The sequence below is a fragment of the Ferruginibacter profundus genome (assembly GCF_054783275.1).
This window is the reverse complement of the sequence record NZ_BAAGQW010000002.1, coordinates 922,479-947,960: the sequence shown is the minus strand read 5'-3', so window position 1 is coordinate 947,960 and position 25,482 is coordinate 922,479. Positions and strand designations below refer to the sequence as shown.

At 39.5% G+C, this 25,482-nt stretch carries 14 protein-coding genes and 1 tRNA gene; 10 read left to right on the top strand and 5 right to left on the bottom strand.

From position 1 onward, the window contains the following. Positions 1–296 precede the first annotated feature (296 nt). A complete protein-coding gene (locus ACYVM0_RS14185) occupies positions 297–998 on the top strand; it encodes an alpha/beta hydrolase (RefSeq protein WP_460557990.1) in 702 nt (233 codons plus the stop codon). 226 nt (positions 999–1,224) lie between these two features. Here the strand turns inward: ACYVM0_RS14185 and ACYVM0_RS14180 are convergent, their stop codons facing one another. From ACYVM0_RS14180 to ACYVM0_RS14170, 3 genes are all read right to left on the bottom strand, one after another. Beyond that, positions 1,225–1,758: a DUF4468 domain-containing protein gene (locus ACYVM0_RS14180; RefSeq protein ID WP_460557989.1), complete on the bottom strand. Its 534-nt coding sequence runs from the start codon at positions 1,756–1,758 to the stop codon at positions 1,225–1,227. Between the two features lie 89 nt (positions 1,759–1,847). Beyond that, positions 1,848–1,918 (bottom strand) — tRNA-Gln (locus ACYVM0_RS14175). A 72-nt stretch (positions 1,919–1,990) separates the two neighbouring features. Beyond that, positions 1,991–3,415, bottom strand: coding sequence for a DUF92 domain-containing protein (locus ACYVM0_RS14170; protein WP_460557988.1), 1,425 nt, complete (start codon positions 3,413–3,415; stop codon positions 1,991–1,993). A gap of 19 nt (positions 3,416–3,434) precedes the next feature. Between ACYVM0_RS14170 and ACYVM0_RS14165 the strand changes: the two genes are divergently transcribed. Both ACYVM0_RS14165 and ACYVM0_RS14160 read left to right on the top strand, forming a co-directional pair. After that, positions 3,435–4,175: a hypothetical protein gene (locus tag ACYVM0_RS14165; protein ID WP_460557987.1), complete on the top strand. Its 741-nt coding sequence runs from the start codon at positions 3,435–3,437 to the stop codon at positions 4,173–4,175. Next, the gene (locus tag ACYVM0_RS14160) at positions 4,172–5,059 is read left to right on the top strand and encodes a UbiA prenyltransferase family protein (protein WP_460557986.1); all 888 of its coding nucleotides are present in this window, start codon (positions 4,172–4,174) and stop codon (positions 5,057–5,059) included. Before ACYVM0_RS14165 ends, ACYVM0_RS14160 begins: the two co-directional genes overlap by 4 nt. A gap of 1 nt (position 5,060) precedes the next feature. On the opposite strand, the gene cphA is transcribed toward ACYVM0_RS14160, so the two are convergent. After that, entirely contained in the window at positions 5,061–7,682 is a 2,622-nt protein-coding gene (cphA, locus tag ACYVM0_RS14155) for a cyanophycin synthetase (protein WP_460557985.1), read from the bottom strand. Positions 7,683–7,886: 204 nt separating this feature from the next. Here cphA and ACYVM0_RS14150 point away from each other — a divergent pair, with 204 nt between their 5' ends. From ACYVM0_RS14150 to ACYVM0_RS14135, 4 genes are all read left to right on the top strand, one after another. Further along, positions 7,887–9,176 (top strand): aminotransferase class V-fold PLP-dependent enzyme, encoded by a 1,290-nt coding sequence (locus ACYVM0_RS14150; RefSeq protein WP_460557984.1) that lies wholly within the window; start codon positions 7,887–7,889, stop codon positions 9,174–9,176. Between the two features lie 90 nt (positions 9,177–9,266). Further along, positions 9,267–10,160 carry a cyanophycinase gene (locus tag ACYVM0_RS14145; protein ID WP_460557983.1) on the top strand — a complete coding sequence of 298 codons (894 nt, stop codon included), beginning with the start codon at positions 9,267–9,269 and terminating at the stop codon, positions 10,158–10,160. A 73-nt stretch (positions 10,161–10,233) separates the two neighbouring features. Beyond that, a complete protein-coding gene (locus ACYVM0_RS14140; protein ID WP_460557982.1) occupies positions 10,234–11,655 on the top strand; it encodes a glycoside hydrolase family 125 protein in 1,422 nt (473 codons plus the stop codon). Between the two features lie 15 nt (positions 11,656–11,670). After that, positions 11,671–12,339: an SGNH/GDSL hydrolase family protein gene (locus ACYVM0_RS14135; RefSeq protein ID WP_460557981.1), complete on the top strand. Its 669-nt coding sequence runs from the start codon at positions 11,671–11,673 to the stop codon at positions 12,337–12,339. Here ACYVM0_RS14135 and tyrS read toward each other — a convergent pair. Further along, a complete protein-coding gene (tyrS, locus tag ACYVM0_RS14130; protein ID WP_460557980.1) occupies positions 12,336–13,616 on the bottom strand; it encodes a tyrosine--tRNA ligase in 1,281 nt (426 codons plus the stop codon). The genes ACYVM0_RS14135 and tyrS overlap by 4 nt on opposite strands. 365 nt (positions 13,617–13,981) lie before the next feature. Here tyrS and porU2 (ACYVM0_RS14125) point away from each other — a divergent pair, with 365 nt between their 5' ends. The 3 genes from porU2 (ACYVM0_RS14125) to porU2 (ACYVM0_RS14115) all read left to right on the top strand — a co-directional run bounded on the left by porU2 (ACYVM0_RS14125) (position 13,982) and on the right by porU2 (ACYVM0_RS14115) (position 25,441). Next, positions 13,982–19,060, top strand: coding sequence for a putative type IX secretion system sortase PorU2 (gene porU2 / locus ACYVM0_RS14125; RefSeq protein ID WP_460557979.1), 5,079 nt, complete (start codon positions 13,982–13,984; stop codon positions 19,058–19,060). A 201-nt stretch (positions 19,061–19,261) separates the two neighbouring features. Then, positions 19,262–20,368, top strand: coding sequence for a PorV/PorQ family protein (locus ACYVM0_RS14120; protein ID WP_460557978.1), 1,107 nt, complete (start codon positions 19,262–19,264; stop codon positions 20,366–20,368). Between the two features lie 12 nt (positions 20,369–20,380). Next, positions 20,381–25,441, top strand: coding sequence for a putative type IX secretion system sortase PorU2 (porU2, locus tag ACYVM0_RS14115; protein ID WP_460557977.1), 5,061 nt, complete (start codon positions 20,381–20,383; stop codon positions 25,439–25,441). Positions 25,442–25,482: the final 41 nt, after the last annotated feature.

Here is a 25,482-nt window from a genome sequence, read left to right as displayed (position 1 = left end):
CACCGCTTAGTTCTTGTCACTTGCTGCAATAAAATGCAGGGCAGCCACGCATTACCCAGCTACAGAAAAAGTAATCCGGTGTGTGATGGATAAACTTAAGCTGAAATAAAGGCAGGCCGCTTACCCTGCCCTGAATTTTCTACGCAAACAAAACAGTACCCTTAAGCTTCCCTCCGGGTGTTGCGATGGAGCTGCAATCCGGTATACCCGTTATCGTGAGTACAACACCTGGGTAGATTGCCAAAGCCCGCAGACGCATAAAAAAAATAATTCTTACTGTATTAATATTTTTTTTGTTGATCAACCTTATCCTAGTCAGCCAGGCTTATCACCCCACACATTTTTACGAGTACGGAACCGTTAAGTCGGTGAAAGCGCAAACAAATAATTTTGGGGACCAGGCAAGCGTGGTTTTGTTTGGGCTGAAACAGGAAAAGCTTATGCCCGAAGCACGTCCGGATTCTGCATTTAGTGAAATTAAATTAAAAACAAAAGATAGTTTGACCTTAGATGTATGGTTCATTCGTGTACCGCATTCGAAAGGAGCTATTGCATTATTTCATGGCAACGGGAGCGAGAAATCAGCCAATGTGTCCCAAAGTAATTCATTTAATGAAATGGGTTATTCAACGTTATTGATTGATTTCAAAGCGCATGGTTTAAGCGAAGGTAATACCTGCACCATTGGGTACCGGGAAGCGGAGGATGTAAAACTGGCTTATGATTTTTTGAAGAAGAACGGCGAGAACAATATTATTTTATATGGCATCTCAATGGGCGCAGCTACTGTTACCAAAGCTATAGCTGATTATGATTTAACTCCTCAAAAAATAATCCTGGAAATGCCTTTCGCCTCTTTAAACGAAACAGCAGAAGGTAAAATGAGAATGGCGGGATTACCCGGCGAACCACTTGGTGGTTTATTAACCTTTTGGGGAGGCGTGATCAATGGTTTTTGGGCATTTGACCTGAGACCTAAAGAGTTTGTAAAAAAATAAATGCCCTGTATTATTACAATGGGGAAGAAAGGATAAGGGCGTGACCGGGGCAGAGATCAATGAACTGTTTAAAAATATACCTTCCTCCAAAAAATTAATTGTGTATGAAAACAGCGGTCATGAAAATCTCTGTGAAAATGAACCGGACAAATGGGAAGAAAATATAGAGGCTTTTTTGGACCAATAAAGACCAATGCATCCTGGTCGGAGACGGGGACGAAGCTTTCTAAAAATCATCATCACGTTTGGAAAGAATGGTTTTTAAATCAAGAAAGTATTTTGTTATTTGTTCATTAATATTGTTTTTTAGATCCTGCCATACACCATCAACTTTTTTTTGGCTGGTCATTGCTGGTTTTATAGGAGAGCCTGTTGCAGAAGTGATAGGGTCAAAATCAATACCGCTGTTAAGGTCATCATGAAATGAAAGACCATACATCTCTGCCTTATATTTTCCGTCTTTAAAAATTATGTTCAACGAAAACTTAACGATGCCCGTTTGTTTAGTATTGCTGCCAAATACCCGCACATTAAAGAAAGATTTAAAAGATCCATTGCAAACCAGTTGGTCTTCCATATCTGATTTTATAACAGCACTGGTATCTTTGAAAGTGTTTACGAACCAAAATTTTGCCTTTCTATGCAGGTCAGCTTTTTTAGCATTTTCAACTGTAACAATATCCCTATAAATGATCGCAGAATCCTGGCAAAAAGCAACGGCGGGGAATACCAATAAAGTCAAAAAGAATATTTTTTTCATGATAGGTGTTTAATAAAAAGGTTGAGACCTATTTTATTTTTTAGTGGATAAAAAAAACCAACCTGTTTAAAGTTTACAGGTTGGTTTTGTTGGGTTACTAGGATTCGAACCTAGAAAGACAGAATCAAAATCTGTTGTGTTACCATTACACCATAACCCAATCGTATCTTTGCCTAAGCTCAGAATTTGGAGTGCAAAAATAGGGTTTCGGGCCATTTCAGCCAAATGGTTTTTAAGTTATTTGTTGTAAAATATAAAAAAACAACCATGTAGTCAGCATATTACTGAGTATATTGACTGCATCATTGGTACACCAGGCAAGTCCTTTTAGTTGTTTTGCGCCGTCAACGGCATCATCTGAAACAACACCATTGGCAGTGCTGTACTTCACCTGTAACCAGCTGCCTAAAACACTGTCTGCCAGCATACCCGTAAATCCGCCCACAGCAATCCAGGCAAATACCGTAAAAGAAAAATGATAGCCATATGTGGCTACAGCAGCAATCAGTACCGCTCCTGCAAGGCCAGCCAGCGTACCTGTTAAAGAAATACCTCCGGAAACACCAACGGGCAATTTTTTAAAAGATAAAATATCAATAGTGGTCCCTTTAAAAAAAATCCCGGTTTCTGAACTACAGCTATCGGCCATACTGATAGAAAAGGAAAGGATAGCGGTAATTAAATAAATATGTTGTTGTGTGCTGCCAAACAGCACCATTAACGCAACGCCAATAATACCATTGGCAAAAACCTGCACTGCATTTCGGCCTTCTTTTTCTTTTTGTGGTTTATTCAGTTTAGATAAGAGGCTGCCACTGATTAAAAAAATGCCAGGAGCAACAAATGCTTTGTATCCGCCTGTAACATATAATAATAATGCCACCCAACATGCTGCAACAGCACCACTTACCGTAAGCCATTTTTTATACACGGCAAATATAGATAGCGCAGCAAATACAGCAACAGATATAAATAATAGCAGTAATTGCCGGTCCTGAAAATGCAAAATGAGTAAAACCCATACGGCAGTAAAAACGGGTACAGTAAAATTATCACTGCCACGGTAACTGAATAATTCTGTTATGGCTGGTAATAATGATAATGCTATACAAAGTAAAACGCCGCTAAATGAGAAGTCATTAAAATAAATGATGGAAATGATAAAGGCAGAAATATAAAATGCAAAAAAGCCGATCCATGATTTCTGCTCAAAAAGAAAAGCGATTTTTTGCTTGCCCAAATACTCGCCACAAATGCCTGCCAAAGCATCGCTGATACCCAATATTAAAACCGCATATACAATAATAGAATTGGTGAATGCAGGAATGAACAGCAGCGCAGCAAAAGCTAAAGGGAAAAATGCAATGCCATAGGTTTTGTACTCATTCACCTGCATCCAACCCTTGCGGATGACGGCCAGCAGTATAAAAAAGAACAATAAAAAAATATAGCCCAAAATTATCCTGTTGTCAAAACGATGAATGGCCCAGGCGCAGGTGCCTATGGCGCTGCAATGCAATAGCTTTCTGCCCAATAATTTATTTGTCCATTTGTTTTTTACTGACAGCTCAATCCCGGACAATACCACCGCAATTACTGCGATGGCTATTAAGCCGGTAAAAAGGTCCTGCTGCGATAAATGCATTATATTGTACATTAATGCTGTAATTTAAGCAATGATAAAAGAACTGGAAGATTATAATTGGTTTCCGAAAATACTCCGCCGCTGGCAAATGGAATTTGTGGGTAGCGTGAGTGTATGGACAAAATTATATCAACCCTTGTCGCCTGTTCTGGACGAAATGGTCATACAGCATAAGGTTGCCGCTTTACAGGATCTTTGCAGTGGCAGCGGAATTCCTGCGGTGTATATTCATCAGCATCTGAAACAAAAAATTCCATTGCAGCTAACGGATCAATACCCGGATACAAACTTTAAAATCAAACCCGGTATTGTATATTCTTTAAACTCCGTTGATGTGCTGGAATTACAGCCAAAAGAAAATACAGGCTACATTATGTGCAATGCTTTTCATCATTTTTCTGCCATACAACAAAAAGAAATGCTGCAAAAGATGGCTACGAATAAAGCACCGGTTATAATAGCAGAAATACTTGAACCGGGTTTATTGAATATGTTTAAAATAATTTTTACCACCATCATTATTCAATTGCTTACAGCGCCGTTTGTAAAACCATTCTCTTTATTAAGATTGTTGTTTACTTATATTATCCCGGTAAACCTGTTTACGGTAACTTACGATGGCATCATTTCGGTGTTTAAATCAAAGACCGCAAAGGAATATAACGGGGTATTAAAAAGTATTTCAACCCAATCATATCACATCTCCGTACATACCGTAAACAATTGGAAGGGAAACCTTGTTTACATTAAAGGGGCACCTGCAAATACATGAAAGCATTAAAGATACTCTGGCAATTCAGCAGACCACACACTATCATTGGTTCTGTATGCAGCATCACTGCCTTGTACATTATTGCCAATAACGGAAGCAACCTGTTACAGCATGGCTGGCTGTACGCCACCACTTTAATTGCAGCATTGGCCTGCAATGTGTTTATTGTAGGTATCAACCAGCTTGCTGATGTGGAGATGGATAAGATCAATAAACCTTATTTGCCATTGGCTGCAGGAACACTAAGCCGCAAAAATGCATTGGCGATTGTTTACACGGCATTGGCAATTGCATTGGTCTTCGCATTCCTGGCTTCAGTATTTTATTTTGTACTCATCATCATCATACTTTTAATTGGTATTGCCTATTCATTACCGCCTTTGTATTTAAAGCAACATCATTTGCCTGCGGCATTGGCTATTACGTTGGTAAGAGGATTGCTGGTGAATGTGGGCATCTTCCTCCATTTTCAAAAAACGATCAATGGTAATTATGAGCTGCCCGGACATATCTGGTGCCTGGCTTTTTTCATCATGGCTTTCAGTATTGCCATTGCATGGTTTAAAGACCTGCCCGATACAGAAGGCGATGAAAAATTTCATGTACGCACATTAGCAGTTTTATACTCTAAAAAAAATGCCTTGCTGGGAGGAACGCTTTTAGTTGGCGCTGCCTATGTATTTGTTTTGGCCTGGAGTTTTTTTTATGCCATAAAAAATCCGTGGTATCTTATTGTTACCCACGGATTGTTATTTGTGTTTTTCTTACTCAATTATTTTTCAGTGAAACTCGAGGATAAAAATTCGGTGAAGAAATTTTATCTGAGGTTTTGGGTGTTCTTTTTTGCAGAGTATATTTTGTTTGCGGTGTGGGTGATGATTTAACTTACTCCGCATCCTCTTTCTCCTTCAAATTCTTTATCAGGTCCAACGCTTCTGCAACCACATCACACATGATGGTAATTAAACTACCCGGTTTGGCATTATCGTACGCAAACATGATGGCTTCTTTCTCGTTGTAAATGATATTTACAGGGATATCTTTGGTCTTGGTTTCATTAATACCTTCTACCAAAAGATTTACAATTTCTTCTGCTGTGCGGCCACGCAAATGTTTGTCCTGGCGAATGATGATCTCATCAAAATGCCGCCCGGAAATTCTTCCCAGTTCCCTGATGTCGTCATCTCGCCTGTCGCCGGTTCCGCTGATGATACCCACTTTAGGTTCGCCATCCATTTTGCTGATAAAATCACACAACAATTCCAGGCCTGCAGGGTTATGAGCAAAATCCACCAGGAATTTAAAATGTTTAAACTGGAACATGTTCAACCTGCCTGGTGTTTGCGCAGGAGAGGGTACAAATGTTTGTAAAGCCAGTTTAATGTCATCAATAGAAATATTGCGCCAGAAATAAGTAGATAGAACGGCAGGCAAACAATTCATGATATTGTGTACCGCTTTACCACCGTAGGTAACGGGTACTTCTGTAACTTTTACCACACGTATCTTCCAGGTACCTTTCATAATGGTGATATAACCATTTTCAAACACTGCCGCATAGCCGCCTTTTTTGCAATGGTCAATAATGCGTTTGTTATTCTCATCCATGCTGAACAAAGCAACATTGCATTGCAGGCCATCCTTCATGGCATAAACCAGATCATCTTCGGCATTTAAAATAGCATAGCCATGTTTAAACACGGTTTCGGGCACCACAGCTTTTACTTTGGCCATTTGTTCCATCGAATCAATACCTCCTAAGCCAATATGATCGGCGCTGATATTGGTAACCACAGCCACATCACAATTCTGAAATGCCAGACCACTTTTTAAAATACCACCTCTTGCACATTCCAATACGGCAAAATCAACTGTAGGGTCTTTCAATACAAACTGCGAAGAAATTGGCCCGGTGCAATCACCCTTCATCATCATCTGGTTCTGTATGTACACACCATCACTGGTAGTATAACCCACTTTATAACCAGCCGTTTTTGCAATATGCGCTGTGAGTCTTGTTGTGGTTGTTTTACCATTAGTTCCGGTAATAGCAATAATAGGAATATTACCTGCGCTGCCTTTCGGGAAAAGCATATCCACCACAGGTTCTGCCACATTGCGTGCCAGGCCAACAGAAGGTTCAATATGCATGCGGAAGCCCGGTGCTGCATTCACTTCCAGGATAGCGCCGCCATTTTCTGTTACGGGTGTACGAAGATCGGTAGCCATGATATCGATACCACAAATATCCAGGCCAATGATTTTTGCAATGCGTTCGCACATAAAAATATTGGCAGGATGCACTTCATCAGTAACATCGGTTGAAGTACCACCGGTACTTAAGTTGGCCGTAGGTTTTAATAATACCAGTTCATCTTTAGCAGGTACTGTATCTAAAGTATAATTCTTTTCGTCCAGCATTTTTTGTGTAAACTGGTCGATAGTGATTTGTGTCAGCACTTTTTCATGCCCGTATCCACGTCTCGGGTCTTTATTGGTCTCATCAATTAAATACTGAATGGAGTTTTTACCATCACCCACTACACTTGCAGGTGTGCGCAAGGCGGCACAAATAAATTTATAATTGATCACCAGTATCCTGAAATCAAAACCGGTAATATATTTTTCAATGATCACACTGCGGCCATAAACCTTTGCTGCTTCAAAGGCACGCAATGCCATTTCCCAATCGGTAATATTGGTGGTATTGCCTTTGCCGTGGTTACCATCAATAGGTTTTATCACACAGGGATAACCGATTCTCTCAATGGCATCTCTCAATCCTTCTTCTGTTCTTACCACATCGCCTTTTGGTACCGGGATTTCGGCAGCACCCAATAAATTTTTTGTTTCTTCTTTATCGCAGGCAATATCAACGGCAATATTTCCTGTTGTACTGGCAATGGTTGCCCGTATTCTTTTTTGATGCACACCATAACCCAATTGCACCAGGCTATGTTTGTTTAAACGGATATAAGGAATGCCTCTTTTAGCTGCTTCATCCACAATACAACCGGTGCTGGGGCCAAGTCTTGTGTCTTCACGTATCTCTCTTAATTTCTGGATGTCGTCATCAAGGTCATAGGTTTCGTTAAAAATTAAAGCATGTGCAATGCGTACCGCTGCTCTTGCGGCATACACACCGGCATCTTCTTCCATATAACTGAAACAAACGTAATATTCCCCCTCTTTGCCGGTGCCCCTGGTGCGGCCAAAGCCGGTATCCATACCTGCCAATGTTTGTATTTCTAAAGCAATATGCTCAATCACATGGCCCATCCAGGTGCCTTCTTCCACACGTTCAAAAAAACCGCCACGGGTACCCACGCTGCAACGGTGCTCAATTAATGAAGGTAGCAGTGCTTCTAATCTTTCCCTGAAACCGGGAATAGCATTGGTAGGCATCTGTTCCTTTTCTTCCAGGTCTAATTTCATCTGGATCAGTTTGGTGCGGCGTACGCTCCAGTAATTCGGGCCTTTCAATACTTTAATTTCAAGAATCTTCATAAATAGTTTTTGATGCCCCTCCGCCCCTAAAGGGCAACTTTATTATGGAGAGGATTATGTTTTAGTATGATGCGGAAAATAAATTTCTCTGTTTCCGTGCCTCTCCCGAAATGATCGGGACAGGAGTGGCAAATTGAAAATTACCGAAATCATCTTGCTTTACAAAAAACAAAATCAGTAAATTGTAATCCTAAAACTAAAAGCATGGCCAACCGGCGTTCTTTCCTCAATAAGATATCGCTGCTATCAGCATCTGCATTAACAGCGGGGATGTTTCAACCTGCGTGGAGCAGAAATTTAAAAAGTGCTTTAAAGAATGCAGAAAATGTTGCACCGGGTGATTTAGCTACCGATGATGAATTCTGGTACTATGTGCAACAATCGTATACGATATCATCTGGTTTTATCAACTTAAATAATGGAGGAGTATCGCCTGCACCAAAAGTGGTGGCTGATGCTATGAAAAGATACTACGACATCAGCAATGAAGCACCCAGTTATTTTATGTGGCGGGTGATTGACCAGGGCAGGGAACCTTTAAGAAAAAATTTGGCACAACTTGCAGGATGCGATAAGGAAGAAATTGCCATGCTGCGCAACGCATCAGAAGCATTGGAAGCGGTGATATTTGGTATTGAATTAAAAGCAGGCGACGAAGTAGTGTTAGCCAAGCAGGATTATCCCAATATGATCGGTGCATGGAAGCAACGGGAAAAAAGAGAAGGCATTAAATTAGTCTGGATAAATTTAGAATTACCCAGTGAAGATGAAAAATACTTAGTAAAACAATATACCGATGCTTTTACGGATAAAACTAAAGTGGTACAAATAACCCACATGATCAACTGGATAGGACAAAAAATGCCAGTGAAAAAAATAGCCGATGCTGCTAAGAAAAAAAATATTGATGTACTGGTGGATGGCGCACATACATTTGCGCAATTTGAATTTTTAATTCCTGATTTGAATTGTGATTATTTTGGCACCAGCCTGCACAAGTGGTTGGGCGCACCTATTGGCACGGGTATGCTGTACATACGTAAAGAAAAAATAAAAAATATCTGGCCCATGTTTGGTGCAGGAGAAAAAGAAGAAGATAATATCCGCAAATTTGAACATTTAGGCACAAGGCCTTTCTTTATTGAAGAAGCCGTTGATAAGGCCATTGATTTTTTTGATATGATAGGCGCTAAACGAAAAGAAGAACGTTTATTGTATTTGAAAAATTACTGGATGGAAAAAGTGCAGCACATTCCTAAAGTACAAATACACACTTCTTTAAAAAAAGAATTTGGTTGCGCTATTGGTTTGGTAAGTGTGGAAGGGAAAAAACCGGCTGAGCTGGACAGTTATCTCTGGACCAATTATAAAATTCATGCTGTGGGCATTGAATGGGAGAATATACATGGAGTTAGGGTTACACCCAATGTATATACTTCTATTAAAAATTTAGATCGTTTGGTGGAAGGGATTGAAAGTTTTGCGAAGAGTTGACAGGTTGTAATCAACAACAGTTAATAACTAAACAACCGGCTTAAAACACGATTTCCCTTATTTTTGCGTTATCATAACAAAAAGGATTAAATGCAATTTGCCAAAGGAAAATTGATTGCGATAGGTGGAGCCGAGGATAAAGGGACAGAAACTGATAAAGACGATTATAACCGCAACAACCTCAACTTTTTTGAACTCGGTATTCTCCGCAGGATTGTGGAGGAAGCAGGTGGCCCCCTCAGCCGTATAGAAGTGATCACTACTGCCAGCACTATTCCCTACGAAGTGGGCGACAATTACCTCAATGCTTTTGGAAAGATCGGTTGTACCAATATTGGTTTAATGCATATCCGCAACCGTGCCGATACCAATAATCCGGATTATTTACAACGTATAAAAGAATGCGATGCGGTTATGTTCAGCGGTGGTAACCAGTTGCGCCTGAGTGTAACAGATGGGGGCACCGAATTCCTGTCTATCATAAAAAAACGCTACGCCGAAGAAAATTTTGTAATAGCAGGTACTTCTGCGGGCGCTATGGCCATGAGCAATACCATGATCTATGAAGGTAATGCAGCAAAAGCGCACTTAAAAGGCGAAGTGAAAATGACAACGGGTTTAGGTTTTTTAGATTCTGTGATCATTGACTCCCATTTTGAAAAACGTGGCCGCTTTGGGCGATTGGCGCAGGCTGTTGCCTGTAATCCCAGCTGCATTGGCATCGGGTTAGGGGAGGATACCGGCATGCTGATCACCGAAGGCAATAAAATGGAAGCAATAGGCAGTGGTTGTGTGATCATTATTGATGGGCACGATGTCAGCTACAGCAATATTGCCGATATCCCCGATGGCAATCCATTCAGTTTAGAAAATTTAAAAGTACATATCTGCGAAAAAGGCAATGGCTATTGGGTAAATGAGAGGAAGTTTATTCCGGAAGTTGCTGAGGGAGCAGTTATACAAAAACAGGTAAGGGTTGAGTAAAAAATTCAGAAGTTGCTGATAAATAATTAAAAGCATCACTCATTGTGATGTTTTTTCTTTTTAACTTACTGCCATGAATCGTAAAAAGTTTATACAACAAACTTCGCTTGCTGCAACTGGTATATTGCTCAGTAAGTATTCCTTTGCAAAACCTGCAGCTGATTTTCCGGTAGTAAGAATTGCAGAAAGCCAACGTAAATTTAAAAGCCCTGCCGTAGAAAAATTAATTGCCGAAGTAAAAAAGAATATTGGCAATAAAGAGCTGGGATGGCTATTTGAAAATTGTTTCCCAAATACTTTAGATACTACGGTTGATTTTGAAATGATCAGTGGTAAACCTGACACCTTTGTAATAACAGGTGATATTGATGCCATGTGGTTAAGAGATTCAACTGCACAGGTATGGCCTTACCTGCCCTTGATGAAGGAAGATAAAAATTTACAGGAACTCATAAAAGGCGTGATCAACCGCCAGGTAAAATGTATTTTGAAAGACCCTTATGCCAATGCATTTTATAAAGATGAAAATAAGATCAGCGAATGGAAGGATGATAAAACAGTAATGAAACCGGGCGTGCATGAACGCAAATGGGAGATAGACAGTTTGTGTTACCCGGTACGTTTGGCACATGGTTATTGGGCAACAACCGGCGATATTACTGTATTCGACGATGGTTGGAAAGAAGCGATGCAGTTGATAGTAAAAACTTTTACCGAACAACAACGCTTACAAAACGAAGGTTCATATAAATTTGAACGTACTACCAGTTGGGCAACAGATGGTGTGCCCCTGGGTGGTTATGGCTATCCCACAAAAAAAATCGGATTAATTCATAGCATGTTCCGGCCAAGTGATGATGCCACGGTATTTCCTTTTTTAGTACCCAGTAATTTGTTCGCTGTAAAAGCAATGGAACATTTAGGTGATCTGCTGGATGCTGTAAAAGGAAAAACGGAACTGCGGAAAGCGGTATATGAATTAGGCAAATCAGTTTCAGCCGCATTAGAAAAAAATGCCATCATTAAAAATGAAAAATTCGGCAATGTGATTGCCTACGAGATGAATGGCTTTGGCAGTTATAATATAATGGATGATGCTAACGTGCCCTCATTAATGTCGTTGCCCTATTTAATTGGCGATCATATTGGCAAAAAAGAAGAATACATCAACACCAGGAAATTATTATTAACAGATAACAATCCTTTCTTCTTTAAAGGCAAAGCCGGAGAAGGAATTGGAGGGCCGCATGTAGGTATGGACTATATCTGGCCCATGAGCATTACCATGAGAGGTTTAACCAGCACTGATGATAAAGAAATAAAATATTGTTTGGACATGCTGCAGAAAAGTCATGCCGGCACCGGTTTTATGCATGAGGCATTTCATAAGGATGATGTTAGTAAATTTACAAGAAAATGGTTTGCCTGGGCCAATACCTTATTCGGGGAATTCATCTGGAAAGTATACAGGGAAAGAAAACACTTATTACATTAATTTCAATTGATCAATATGAAAAAATTACTGGCTGTTGTACTTACTTTATCAACCCTTGCATTTATGCCCCAACAAAAAAAACAACGCATCGTTTTCTTTGGCGATTCTATTACCCAGGCAGGGGCAAACCCCGGCGGCTACATCATGCGTATAGACAGCATGTGTAATGCAGAAGGCAAAAAAGCAGGTTACGAATTCATGGGTGCAGGTATCGGCGGCAATAAAGTGTACGACCTGTATTTACGTATGGAAGAAGATGTGCTGGCAAAAAATCCGGACATGGTTTTTATTTATGTAGGAGTGAATGATGTATGGCATAAAGCAACTTCAGGCACAGGAACTGATGCCGATAAGTTTGAAAAATTTTACCAGGCCATCATCAAAAAATTAAAAGATAAAAATATCAAAGTGGTATTGTGTACACCGGCAACAATAGGAGAGAAGAATGACTTCAGTAATCCGCAGGATGGCGACCTGAATCAATACAGCAAGATCATCCGTGACCTGGCCACAAAAAACAGTTTACCATTGGTAGACCTGCGTAAAATATTTTTAGCGTATAATCTTACCAATAACCCCGAGAATAAAACCAAAGGCATCCTTACTACAGATGGTGTACACCTGAATGCAAAAGGTAACCAGTTAGTAGCTGATGAAATGTGGAAACTGATAAAAGGTAATTAAACCGCTTTAACCAGGTAATAGTTTTTCTTTCCTTTTTGTAATAACAGGTATTTGCTGTGCAACAGTAAAGCAGTTTCTATTTTAGTGTCAATGCTTTCAACTTTTTTACGGTTGATACTAACGCCACCGCCCTGTACATTTTTTCTTGCTTCGCCTTTGCTGGGAAAAATATTGGTTTCTGCTAAAAAAGAAACGATATCAATACCAGTGTTGATCTTATCTGCACTGTAATCTATTTTCACAATACCTTCCATATTGTTCAAATCATCTTCACTTAAATCTTCTGCTGATGCATTTTGATTAGCAAATAATTTTTCAGTGGTTTCTATGGCTTTATTGTATTCTTCTTCCCCATGTACAAAAACAGTAATTTCTTTAGCCAATGTTTTTTGTAATAATCTTTTTGAAGCATCCTGGTGATGGGCAGCAATTAAATCAGCAATAGTTTTTTGATCTAAAAAAGTAAATATTTTTATCCATCCCTCCGCATCAATATCATTGGCATTTAACCAGAACTGGTAAAATTGAAATGGGGTTGTCTTATTGGCATCCAGCCATATATTTCCCTTTTCCGTTTTGCCAAACTTGCCGCCATCTGCTTTTTTTATCAATGGGCAGGTAAAAGCAAAAGCTTCGCCGCCATCTTTTCTGCGTATCAGTTCGGTACCCGTAACTATATTGCCCCATTGGTCGCTGCCGCCCATCTGCAACTTGCAATTTTTATTTTTGTACAACCAGTAAAAATCGTAGCCCTGCACCAGCTGGTAAGTAAATTCTGTAAAGCTCATTCCGTTCTCACCTTCCAGCCTTTTCTTCACACTGTCTTTTGCCATCATGTAGTTTACCGTGATGTGTTTGCCCGTGTCCCGGATAAAATCTAAAAAGGAAATATTTTTAAACCAATCGTAGTTATTGGCCATTTCGGCTGCATTGGGTTTGCTGGCATCAAAATCTAAAAATTTTTCCAGTTGTGCTTTTACACAGGCCACATTATGGTTCAGAATATCTTCACTTAATAAATTACGTTCTTCGCTTTTACCACTGGGGTCGCCCACCATACCGGTAGCACCCCCTACCAGGGCAACAGGTTTATGTCCTGCCTTTTGCAAATGGATCAATAACAAAATGGGCACCAGGCTGCCAATATGCAGGCTGTCTGCGGTGGGGTCAAAACCAATATAAGCAGTGGTCATTTCCTTTGCCAACTGTTCTTTTGTACCGGGCATAATGTCCTGTATCATGCCCCTCCATTGTAATTCTGCTATCAGATCCTGCATAAAAATTATTTAAAGCCTGTTTTTTGGCAAAATTGCTTATAAAAAATGATAAAACCACATCTTCACCTGCAATAGAATAATTTACAGGTAAAAGCATCTATTTTTTATGTCGCAGCGTCTTTAAAATGGCAATAACTATTATTTCAGTAAAAAGAAGAGTTGTTTCCGTTGAAAAGCAATACCAGCAAATAAAAAGGGCAGGTTTGTAATTGAGGCAATTGAGCAATGGCCTGCTTTTTTAGTCCCTGTTACAAAATTTTTTGGCGTATTTTTAATCAGGCTTTACCGCCAGCCGGATACTGAACTTTTTACTTGCTTTCACCAATCAGTCAGTTGAAAATAAAATATATTACAAAGGACCAGTTATGAAAAAATCTTTACTTACTGTAGTTCTTTTATTGATCATTGCAATGGGGTATGGTCAATTAAACAACAATTGGATCGACTATAATAAAACCTATTACAAGTTTAAGATCACCCGGGATACACTTTGCCGTTTATATCAACCTGCTTTAGCTGCCATGGGACTGGGCAGCACACCTGCACAAAACTTTCAGTTGTGGCGTAACGGACAGCAGGTAAGATTATATACCTCCGTTACTACAGGTACATTAGGAGCTACGGATTTTATTGAATTTTGGGGAGAGATGAATGATGGCAGGCCTGATAAATTATTATACCGTGATACCAGCTCTCAACCGGATGATAAATACAGCCTGTTCTCTGATACCGCTACCTATTTTTTAACAGTCAATACTACAGGTACAAATTTGCGCTATGTGCAAACTGCTAACCCCGTTGCAGGCAATGTGCTGCCTGCCGATGCTTATTTTATGCGGCGGGTACAAACACATTTTAAAGATCAGATCAACAGGGGAATGGCCGCAGATTTTGGCGAATATGTTTATTCAGCTGCATTTGATCTAGGCGAAGGCTGGTCTACAGGTGATATAAACCCCTGCTGTGCATTTACCAATACCATCAACGGGCTTAATAAATATGCAGGCGGTCCTGCCAATAGCGTTACTTTTACATTGTCGGCTTTCGGTAATGCTTTATATACAAGAGATCTCGGAGCAAAAATTAACGGTACCAATATCTGGGCAGTACCCAATCCTCTTCCTTATTTTTCTTATCATAAAGACACCGTAAGAAATTTGCCTTTGTCAATTTTGTCAAGCCCTTCTTCACTACAGGTAGATATACAACCGCTTAATTCTTCCAATTCATCTGTCGACCGTATAGTAGCTTCGTGCTTTTCGGTAACCTACCCTGCAACTTTTGATTTTAATAACGAAAAGAATTTTTATTTTGAACTAGCGCCATCTGCAACAGGCAACTATATAGTGATAAATAATTTTAATAACAATGGGTTGCAGCCAATACTATATGATATCAACAATGGCAGAAGATATTTGGGCGATATCAGCACTGCCGGACAGGTAAAATTTGTATTGCCGGCTTCTTCAGATGCGGTACGAAAATTTAATTTAATAAGCCAGGATGTTACTAATGTTTATACCATTGCTGCATTAACAGCAAAAACATTTTTAAATATCACTGCTGCGGCCAACCAGGGTGATTATATCATTATCAGTAATCCTGTTTTATATAATGATGGAAATGGTGTAAACTATGTAGATCAGTACAAACAATACAGGATTTCGGCTACAGGTGGAGGTTATAATGCCAAAGTGTATGATATTAATGAGCTTACTGACCAGTTTGGCTTTGGGATCAGTAAACATCCTGCTGCAGTAAGAGATTTTATACGTTATGCTAACCAGCAATTTGGTGTAAAGCCTAAATTTGTGTTTTTAATAGGACGTGCAGTTGCTTATAATGAATATAAAATTAACCAGGCCGACCCGGCAGCCGATAAGCTAAATTTAGTGCCCACTTTTGGCTGGCCTGCTTCTGATGTGCTTTTAGTGAGCGAGCCGGGTACTGTACTGCCATTAATTCCTGTAGGAAGAATTGGTGCCATTACAGGCAATGAAGTAGGTAATTACCTCGAAAAAATGAAGCAGTATGAGCAGGCACAAAAATCAACTATTCAAACTATAGCCGAAAAAGCGTGGATGAAAAATATCATCCATATTGCAGGGGGAGCCAGTGATGCAGAAAGCGCCGGTTTTGTTGGGGATTTTAGTGCTTATGAAAAAATAGCAAAAGATACTTTGTTCGGTGCCCGTGTTGAAACGTTTATTAAATCAGGTTCCGGACCGGTGCAGCAAGCCAGTAGCGCTTATATTGAACAATTATTTAAGGAAGGTTTAAGCTTTATCGGTTATTTCGGTCATTCATCAGCCAGTACGCTGGCATTCAATCTCAGCAGCCCTGAAATTTACCAGAACCAGGGCAAATATCCCTTTATAAATGTTAGCGGCTGTAGTGCAGGTAACTATTTTAATTTTGATGCTACCCGTTTAACGGGCAATACTTCATTATCTGAAAAATATACTTTTGCAGGCCAAAAGGGAAGCATTGGTTTTTTGGCCGATACGCATTTGGGTGTAGAACCGTATCTTGATCAATACAATAAATATTTTTATAAAGAATTTTGTGTAAATAATTATGGCGGTACTGTGGGAGACCAGATGAAAAAAACAGTGCAGAATGTGCTTATTGATCCATATCCTGGTGATCTTTCTCCGGGCCATTTTAATACAAGGTTACATTTAGAAGAACTGGCATTGCAGGGCGACCCGGCTTTACGGATAAACTGGCATAGCAAGCCGGATTATATTGTAGAAGAGCAGTCAATAAAAATAAGCCCTTCTGTAATTACGGTTGCAGATCCCTCTTTTAACCTGAATGTAAAGATGCTGAATATAGGCACTGCCATTAATGATACCATAAGGGTTACGGTTAAGCGTAAACTACCAAATGATACCATCCAGGTACTATTCAATCAACCTATCCCTGCAATCAGGTACGGCGATTCTGTTGTGTTACCTGCTGTTCACATCAATCCTCTTACAGATAAAGGCTTAAATAAAATTATAGTAACACTGGATGTAGATAATAAAGTGGCCGAACTTTCAGAATCAAATAACACTGCGGAAAAGGAATTTTATATTTATGAAGATGAACTACGCCCCGTATATCCATATAATTTTTCTATTGTAAATCAGCAAAACATAACCTTTACTGCCAGTACAGCTAATCCGCTGGTACAGCAAAGGCAGTATGCAATGGAGATTGATACTACAGAGTTGTTTAACTCTGCATTTAAAAAAACATATACTGCATCAGGCAACGGTGGTGTGATAGAATTTAAGCCTGCTAATTTAACTTTTACCGATAGTACAGTTTACTACTGGAGAACATCCATGGTACCGGTGGGATCAGCCGCTACAATATGGAATAATTATTCCTTTACTTATTTAGCGGCCAGCACCAGTGGTTTTAATCAATCCCATTATTATCAACATTTAAAAAATGATTACAGTAATATTGAGTATTTAAGCAGCAGGGTATTTGATTTTAAAACCACCACAAAAGCGATTGCCATTAATACCGGTATATATCCCACCTATTCAGGAGCCGATATCAATGTACAGATAGATAATGTTATGATAGAAAAATATGGCTGCAAATATGGTTCATTGCAATTTTATGTATTCGATTCAAAAACGCTGGAACCCTGGCAAAATTATCCTGTAAGCCCCAGTTCAGGCAGATTTGGCAGCTGGTCACCTGCCTGCGATGTGTCTCATGAAGGTGCAACCCGTAGATTTTTTGAATTCCCGTATACAGACGCTGCTTACAGGAAAAAGGCATCAGACTTTATTGATAGTATACCCGATGGCATGTATGTAGCCATCAATAATCTTGGCTGGACCCCAAACACTACTTTTGTTGCCGATTGGCAGACAGATCCGGCTCCCAATCTTTACCAGAAGTTAAAAAGCCAGGGGTTGAATAAAATTGACAGCTTTTACAGGAACATACCTTTTGTGTTATTTTTCCAGAAAGGGCCAACAGGTTTTGTACCTGTGCAGGATATGGGGGCTACAGCTGATGCCAGAATTGAGGAATCAATTTTATTACCTTCAAAATATGTTGACGGTACAATCACATCGCCTGTATTTGGTCCTGCAAAGGCCTGGAGCCAGTTTCACTTCAGGGGGAAAAGTGTTGAGCAGGTGAGCACAGATTCTCTCAGCTTTCAGGTAATTGGAATAACAGCATCGGGAACAACAGCAACAGTATTTAATTTAGATTCAACGCAGCATGATTTTGACATATCTTCTGTTAATGCAACTCAATATCCGTATTTGAAATTAAAAATGTTTACTAAAGACAGTGCCAATGCAACACCCTATCAATTACGCTACTGGAGGCTAAATTATACACCCGTGCCCGAAGGTGCTATAGCGCCCAATATTTTGTTTAGTATGAAAGATACTGTTGAGCAAGGTGAAGTGATTGATTTTAAAGTAGCGTTCAAAAATATCAGCCCATCAGCTTTTGATAGTGCGATGAAATTTAAATTTACCATTACCGACAATAATAATTTACCACACCAGGTCAGTCTGCCCAAAGGTAAGATTTTGATTGCCGGAGACACCCTTTCTGTACAATACAGGATTGACACAAAAGACTATCCGGGTAATAATACTTTATTCATTGATGTAAATCCAAACAACGATCAGCCTGAGCAATCGCATTTTAATAATGTATTGTTTAAAGATTTTTTTGTGAAGCCGGATAATTATAATCCACTGCTGGATGTAACTTTTGATGGTGTACATATTTTAAACAGTGATATTGTTGCCGCAAAACCACATATCTATATCAGGCTTAAAGATGAAAGCCGTTTTATGGCCCTCACTGATACTTCTTCTATAAAAGTGCAGGTTCGTTATCCTGATAACACTTTACATAATTACAATTTTGGTGATACCATGCGTTTTAATCCTGCCAATCTTGCCAGTGGTGAAAATAGTGCCAGTATTGACTTTACGCCTTATTTCCCTGTAGATGGCGACTATGAATTGATTGTTTCGGGAAAAGATGTGGTGGGCAATAAAGCCGGTGCATTGGAATATCATGTAATGTTTACTGTCATCAATAAACCCATGATATCAAACCTGCTGAATTATCCTAATCCATTCACTACTTCTACGGCATTTGTATTTACAGTAACCGGTAGTGAACTGCCACAAAACATACGCATTCAGGTTTTAACCATAAGCGGTAAAATAGTACGGGAGATCACCAAAGATGAATTAGGACCGATCCATATCGGAAGAAATATCACCGAATTTAAATGGGATGGTACGGATACTTATGGACAGAAATTAGCCAACGGTGTTTACCTGTACAGGGTACTCACCAATTTAAATGGCCAGTCATTGGAAAAGTACAAAGGAAAAGATGACAGAACTGACCAATACTTCAATAAAGGTTATGGTAAAATGGTCATCATAAGGTAAGCTGTCGAATTTATAAAGTCTTAAAGCATCCATTTAGCGAGAAAGAGAGTCTTTAAAGCGGTGGTAATAATTGCTGAAATATATTGTATTTGATAGCTATGTATTGGTTAATTTTATTTCCGATATTAGCACAATTTACCAAGTATTATTACGTTTTAGTGGATAATATCCTGTAAAATTCTGAATAACCCCTAACATATTATGAGAAAATGTACAAAAACAGGCTTGCTATTGTTCCTGCTATGGCCGGCTGTAAGTTTTGCTCAATTTAGAAAATACTCCAACGAATTTTTAAACATCGGAGCCGGTGCAAGGGGGCTTGCCATGGGTAGCGCACAGGTAGCTTCTGCCAGCGATGCTACGGCCGGATACTGGAATCCTGCAGGCCTGGTAGGCGTAAAAGATAATCCCAATTTAAATTTAATGCATGCCGAATATTTTGCAGGCATTGCAAAATACGATTACGCCGCTTTGGCAATTCCCATCAACGAAAATAAAAGAACTATTGGTGTTTCTGTTTTGCGTTTTGCAGTAGATGATATTCCTAATACGCTTTATCTTGTAGAACCTGATGGAAGCATCAACTACAACAATATAAAAACCTTTTCCTCTGCCGACTGGGCATTCTTATTATCCTTTGCACAAAACATAAAAGCCAGCGAAAATAAAAGCATCAGCTTTGGTGCCAATGCAAAAGTGATCTACCGTAAAGTAGGCACATTTGCCACAGCCTGGGGGTTCGGGATTGATGCAGGTATACAAATGCATGGCAAAAGGGGGCATTTTGGTATTGTTGCAAAAGATCTTACCACCACATTTAATGCTTGGTCCTTTCATTTTACTGATAAAGAAAAAGAGGTTTTATACCTTACCAATAACGAAATACCGGTTAAATCAACAGAGTTAACTGCACCGCGGCTTGCCATTGGAGGAGGGTACAATTTTAAGATCAGTAATAGCTTTCATCTTATGGCTGAAGCCAATGTGGATGTAACCTTTGATGGTAAAAGAAATACGGTATTCAGCACCGATCCGGTAAGTGTTGATCCGCACCTGGGGCTGGAGGCAAATATCAAAGATGTATTTTTTGTACGAGGCGGTATCACCAATTTTCAAAAAGCCCTTGCAGATGGTGATACGCTGAACCAGAAAAAGGTATGGATCTATCAACCCAGTGTTGGTGCCGGGTTTAAAATAAAAAATGTAATGCTCGATTACGCTTTTACCAACCTTGCCAATCAATCCAATCCTTTGTATACCCATATATTTTCTTTACGCATCAACCTGGTGAAAAAAGAAAATCAATAAAATGCAATTTTTATGAAGAAAATTTTATTTACTTTATTTGTAATGATGCTTGCTTTTGCAGGCTTTTCGCAATTAAATAACAGCTGGATCGACTATAATAAAACCTATTATAAATTCAAGATCACCAGGGATACGCTTTGTCGCTTATATCAACCTCAGCTGGCAGCAGCGGGGCTTGGCAGCACCCCTGCACAAAATTTTCAGCTGTGGCGCAATGGCCAGCAGGTAAGAATATATACCTCTGTAGCAACCGGCACATTAGGGGCATCAGATTTTATTGAATTCTGGGGGCAAATGAATGATGGAAGGCCCGATAAAACTTTATACCGGGATGCCGATTTTCAGCTGGATGACAAATACAGTTTATTTACTGATACAGCAACCTATTATCTTACCGTAAATAGTATCAGCTCAAACTTACGTTATGTGCAAACTGCTAATCCTGTTGCAACAAATGTGCTGCCGGCAGATGCCTATTTTATGAGAAGGGTGGAAGCACACTATAAAGACCAGATCAACAGGGGGTATGCCGCTATATTGGGCGAAAGTGTTTATTCTTCTGCTTTTGATATGGGGGAGGGCTGGTCAAGCAGTGATATTAATTCCTGCTGTGCATTGAGTAACGTGATAACCGGGCTTAACAAATATGCAGCGGGCCCGGCTAATAGTGTAACCTTTACCGTATCGGCTTTTGGCAATGCCTTGTATACAAGAAACCTTGGTGGTAAATTAAACGGTATTGTGGCTTTGCCTGCCGTAAATCCAATGCCTTATTTTTCTTATCATAAAGATACAGTTAGAAATCTTCCTTTATCTATACTTACCAGCCCCTCATTCGTTGCAGTAAGTATTAAACCCGAAAACTCATCCAATACTGCCAACGATCGTATCGTTGTTCCCACTTTTTCGGTAACTTATCCGGCTACATTTAATTTTAATAATGAAAAGAATTTTTATTTTGAATTAGCAGCTTCTGCAACCGGCAATTACCTGGTAATAAATAACTTTAATAATAACGGAATTGAACCCATATTATATGATATCAATAACGGCAGGAGATACCTGGGCGATATCAGCACTGCCGGACAGGTAAAATTTGCATTGCCGGCTTCCTCAGATGCAGTGCGAAAGTTTAATCTTATCAGCCAGGATGCATCTAATATTTATACTGTTGGCGCATTAACAACAAAAACATTTTTAAATATTACTGCTGCAGCCAACCAGGGAGATTATATTATTATCAGTAATCCCGTTTTGTATAACAATGGCAGCGGTGTAAATTATGTAGATCAATACAAACAATACAGGAACTCTGCCGCAGGCGGAGGGTACAATGCAAAAGTGTATAACATTGATGAACTGACAGAACAATTTGGTTTTGGGATCAGTAAACATCCTGCAGCAATACGGGATTTTATTCGCTATGCAAATCAGCAGTTTTCAGTAAAACCAAAATTTGTTTTTTTAATAGGCAGGGCTGTTACTTACCTGGAATACAAGGGAAACCAGGCCGACCCTATTGCCGACAAACTTAATTTAGTACCCACTTTTGGCTGGCCAGCGTCCGATGTGCTTTTAGTTAGTGAGCCGGGCACTGTAGTGCCAATAATTCCTGTAGGCAGAATTGGTGCTATTACAGGTAATGAAGTAGGCAACTACCTCGAAAAAATGAAGCAGTATGAGCTAGCACAAAAATCAACCATCCAAACTATAGCTGAAAAAGCGTGGATGAAAAACATTGTTCATATTTCGGGAGGTGCTGATAGTACAGAAACAGCAAGTTTTTCTGCTCACCTCAAACAATATGAATATGTAGCTGAAGATACCTTGTTTGGTGCCAATGTGGAATCTTTTGCCAAATCAGGTTCGGGCTCGGTACAGGAAGCCAGCAGTGCCAGAATTGATCAGTTATTTAAGGAAGGGTTAAGTTTTATCAGTTACTTTGGGCACTCCTCGGCAAGTACACTGGCATTTAATCTTAGTAACCCGGAGATCTATCAGAACCAGGGTAAATATCCTTTTATAAATGTTAGTGGTTGTAGTGCCGGTAACTTTTTCAATTTCGATCCTACCCGTGTGGCAGGTAATATGTCGCTATCAGAAAAATATATTTTCTCTCCGCAAAAAGGAAGTATTGCGTTTTTAGCTGATACACATTTTGGTATTGAACCTTTTCTGAATTATTACAATACTAATTTATACGATGAATTCTGCAGGCTTAATTATGGAGGTACTGTAGGCGATCAGCTCAGGCAGGTTAACCAGATTGTGGGGATTAATCCTCAGTCGCTGGATTATTATACACGTATACACCTTGAAGAGCTGGCATTACAGGGCGACCCTGCATTGAGGTTGAATACCCATGCAAAACCGGATTACATAATTGAAGAACAACTGATCAAAATAAGCCCTTCTGTAATTACTGTTGCAGACCCTTCTTTTAACCTGAACGTAAAGATGCTGAATATAGGGATGGCAATTAACGACTCTATAAAGGTTACGGTTAAACGTAAATTGCCGAATGATACTATGCAGGTGTTATTTAACCAGGTTATTCCTGCAATGAAATACAGCGATTCAATAGTAATGGTGGTGCCAATAAATCCACTTACCGATAAAGGGCTTAATAAAATAATAGTGACTCTTGATGTGGATAATAAAGTTAGTGAACTTTCTGAATCCAATAACGGAGCCGAAAAAGAATTTTATATTTATGAAGATGAATTACGCCCTGTTTATCCGTATAATTTCTCTATCGTAAATCAACAAAATATAACCTTTACCGGTAGTACTGCTAACCCATTGGTAGAACAGCGGCAATACGTGATGGAAATTGATACCACCGAAACATTTAATTCTTCTTTTAAGAAAACCTATAATGTATCGGGTAGTGGTGGCGTGGTTGAATTTAAACCTGCTAATCTTACTTTCACAGATAGTACCGTATACTATTGGAGAACATCAATGATACCAATTGGTTCCGCAGCTCCCATATGGAATACCTATTCCTTTACTTACTTAGCTACTGGTAGTGTAGGTTTTAATCAGTCTCACTATTACCAGTTTTTAAAAGATAACTACAGTAGTATAGATTATTTAAACAGCAGGGTATTTGATTTTAAAACCACCACCAAAACCATTGCTTTTAATACAGGTATATATCCATCTTATGTGGGGTCGGATATTAATGTGCAAATAGAAAATGTTACCATAGAAAAATATGGTTGTAAATATGGCTCATTGCAATTTTATGTGTTTGATTCAAAAACACTGGAGCCATGGCAAAACTATGCTGTTAGTCCCGGTGTGGGACGATTCGGAAGCTGGTCACCCGCATGTGATGTATCTCATGAAGGACCTAACCGCAGGTTCTTTGAATTCCCTTATACCGATCCGGCATACAGGAAAAAAGCAATGGACTTTATCGACAGTATTCCTGCTGGTATGTATGTAGGAATCACCAACCTGGGTTGGACACCCAATGCAACATTTGTGGCCGATTGGCAGGCTGATCCTGCACCTAATCTTTACCAGAAACTAAAAAGCCAGGGGCTGAATAAAATTGATAGCTTCTACAAAAACATACCGTTTGTGTTGTTTTTCCAAAAAGGATCAGGCAGTTTTGTTCCGGTACAAAATATGGGTACTGCAGCTGATTCCTATATTGCTGAGTCGGTTTTGTTAGGTACCAAATCTGTTGCCGGTACCATTACATCACCGGTTTTTGGCCCTGCTAAATCATGGAGCCAGTTCCATTACAGGGGAAACAGTATAGAAACAGTTAGCGCCGACTCTATTAATTTTCAGATCATAGGTATAACTGCCACAGGTACTGAAGCCACCGTGTTTACATTAGATTCTACTCAACACGATTTTGATATCTCATCTGTAAACGCCGCTCAGTATCCGTACTTGAAATTAAAAATGTTTACCCAGGATAAAACTAACGCCACACCGTATCAATTGCGGTACTGGAGGTTAAATTACACCCCTGTTCCGGAAGGTACTATTGCACCTAATATTTTGTTCAATATGAAAGATACGGTGGAGCAGGGTGAAGTGATTGATTTTAAAGTGGCATTTAAAAATATCAGCCCGGCTGCATTTGACAGTGCCATGAAGTTTAAATTTACCATTACAGACAATAACAACCTGCCGCACCTGATCAATTTGCCAAAAGGTAAAATCCTGGTGGCCGGTGATACATTAACGGTACGCTATAAAATTGATACCAAAGATTATCCTGGTAACAATACCTTGTTTGTAGATGTAAATCCTAATAATGATCAGCAGGAACAATCGCATTTTAATAATGTATTGTTCAAGGATTTTTATGTGAAGCCGGATAATTATAATCCTTTGCTGGATGTAACTTTTGACGGAGTGCATATCCTGAACAAAGATATTGTGGCGGCAAAACCCCATATCTATGTTAAACTTAAAGATGAAAGTCATTTTATGGCTTTGAACGATACAGGATCACTTAAAGTGCAGGTTCGTTATCCTGATAACACTTTACATAATTACAATTTTGGTGATACCATGCGTTTTAATCCGGCTAACCTGGCCAGTGGTGAAAATAGCGCCAGTATTGACTTTACGCCTTACTTCCCGCTTGATGGCGATTATGAATTGATCGTATCAGGAAAAGATGTGGTAGGCAATAAAGCCGGTGCACTCGAGTATCACGTTATGTTTAGTGTGATTAATAAGCCGATGATCTCAAACCTGCTGAATTATCCAAATCCATTTACTACTTCAACAGCATTTGTATTTACCGTAACCGGTAGCGAAGTGCCACAGAATATGAGGATTCAGATATTAACCATCAGTGGTAAAGTGGTGAGGGAAATCACCAAAGATGAATTGGGGCCTATCCACATCGGAAGGAACATCACCGACTTTAAATGGGATGGTACCGATACGTATGGCCAGAAATTAGCCAACGGGGTTTACCTGTACAGGGTACTCACCAATTTAAATGGCCAGTCATTGGAAAAGTATAAAGAAAAAGGTGATAAAACCGACCAGTTCTTTAACAAAGGATATGGTAAGATGGTGATCATCAGGTAAAGTGATAAAAAATATTACTTAAGGCTGTCTTAACGGACAGC

Excerpts from the sequence above, each read along its gene's own strand:
- porU2 (WP_460557979.1), top strand. The coding sequence starts at position 13,982 with ATGAAAAAATCTTTACTTACTGTAGTTCTTTTATTGATCATTGCAATG.
- ACYVM0_RS14150 (WP_460557984.1), top strand. The coding sequence starts at position 7,887 with ATGGCCAACCGGCGTTCTTTCCTCAATAAGATATCGCTGCTATCAGCA.
- ACYVM0_RS14140 (WP_460557982.1), top strand. The coding sequence starts at position 10,234 with ATGAATCGTAAAAAGTTTATACAACAAACTTCGCTTGCTGCAACTGGT.
- ACYVM0_RS14145 (WP_460557983.1), top strand. The coding sequence starts at position 9,267 with ATGCAATTTGCCAAAGGAAAATTGATTGCGATAGGTGGAGCCGAGGAT.
- ACYVM0_RS14165 (WP_460557987.1), top strand. The coding sequence starts at position 3,435 with ATGATAAAAGAACTGGAAGATTATAATTGGTTTCCGAAAATACTCCGC.
- ACYVM0_RS14135 (WP_460557981.1), top strand. The coding sequence starts at position 11,671 with ATGAAAAAATTACTGGCTGTTGTACTTACTTTATCAACCCTTGCATTT.
- ACYVM0_RS14180 (WP_460557989.1), bottom strand. The coding sequence starts at position 1,758 with ATGAAAAAAATATTCTTTTTGACTTTATTGGTATTCCCCGCCGTTGCT.
- tyrS (WP_460557980.1), bottom strand. The coding sequence starts at position 13,616 with ATGCAGGATCTGATAGCAGAATTACAATGGAGGGGCATGATACAGGAC.
- cphA (WP_460557985.1), bottom strand. The coding sequence starts at position 7,682 with ATGAAGATTCTTGAAATTAAAGTATTGAAAGGCCCGAATTACTGGAGC.
- ACYVM0_RS14120 (WP_460557978.1), top strand. The coding sequence starts at position 19,262 with ATGAGAAAATGTACAAAAACAGGCTTGCTATTGTTCCTGCTATGGCCG.
- ACYVM0_RS14160 (WP_460557986.1), top strand. The coding sequence starts at position 4,172 with ATGAAAGCATTAAAGATACTCTGGCAATTCAGCAGACCACACACTATC.
- ACYVM0_RS14170 (WP_460557988.1), bottom strand. The coding sequence starts at position 3,415 with ATGTACAATATAATGCATTTATCGCAGCAGGACCTTTTTACCGGCTTA.
- porU2 (WP_460557977.1), top strand. The coding sequence starts at position 20,381 with ATGAAGAAAATTTTATTTACTTTATTTGTAATGATGCTTGCTTTTGCA.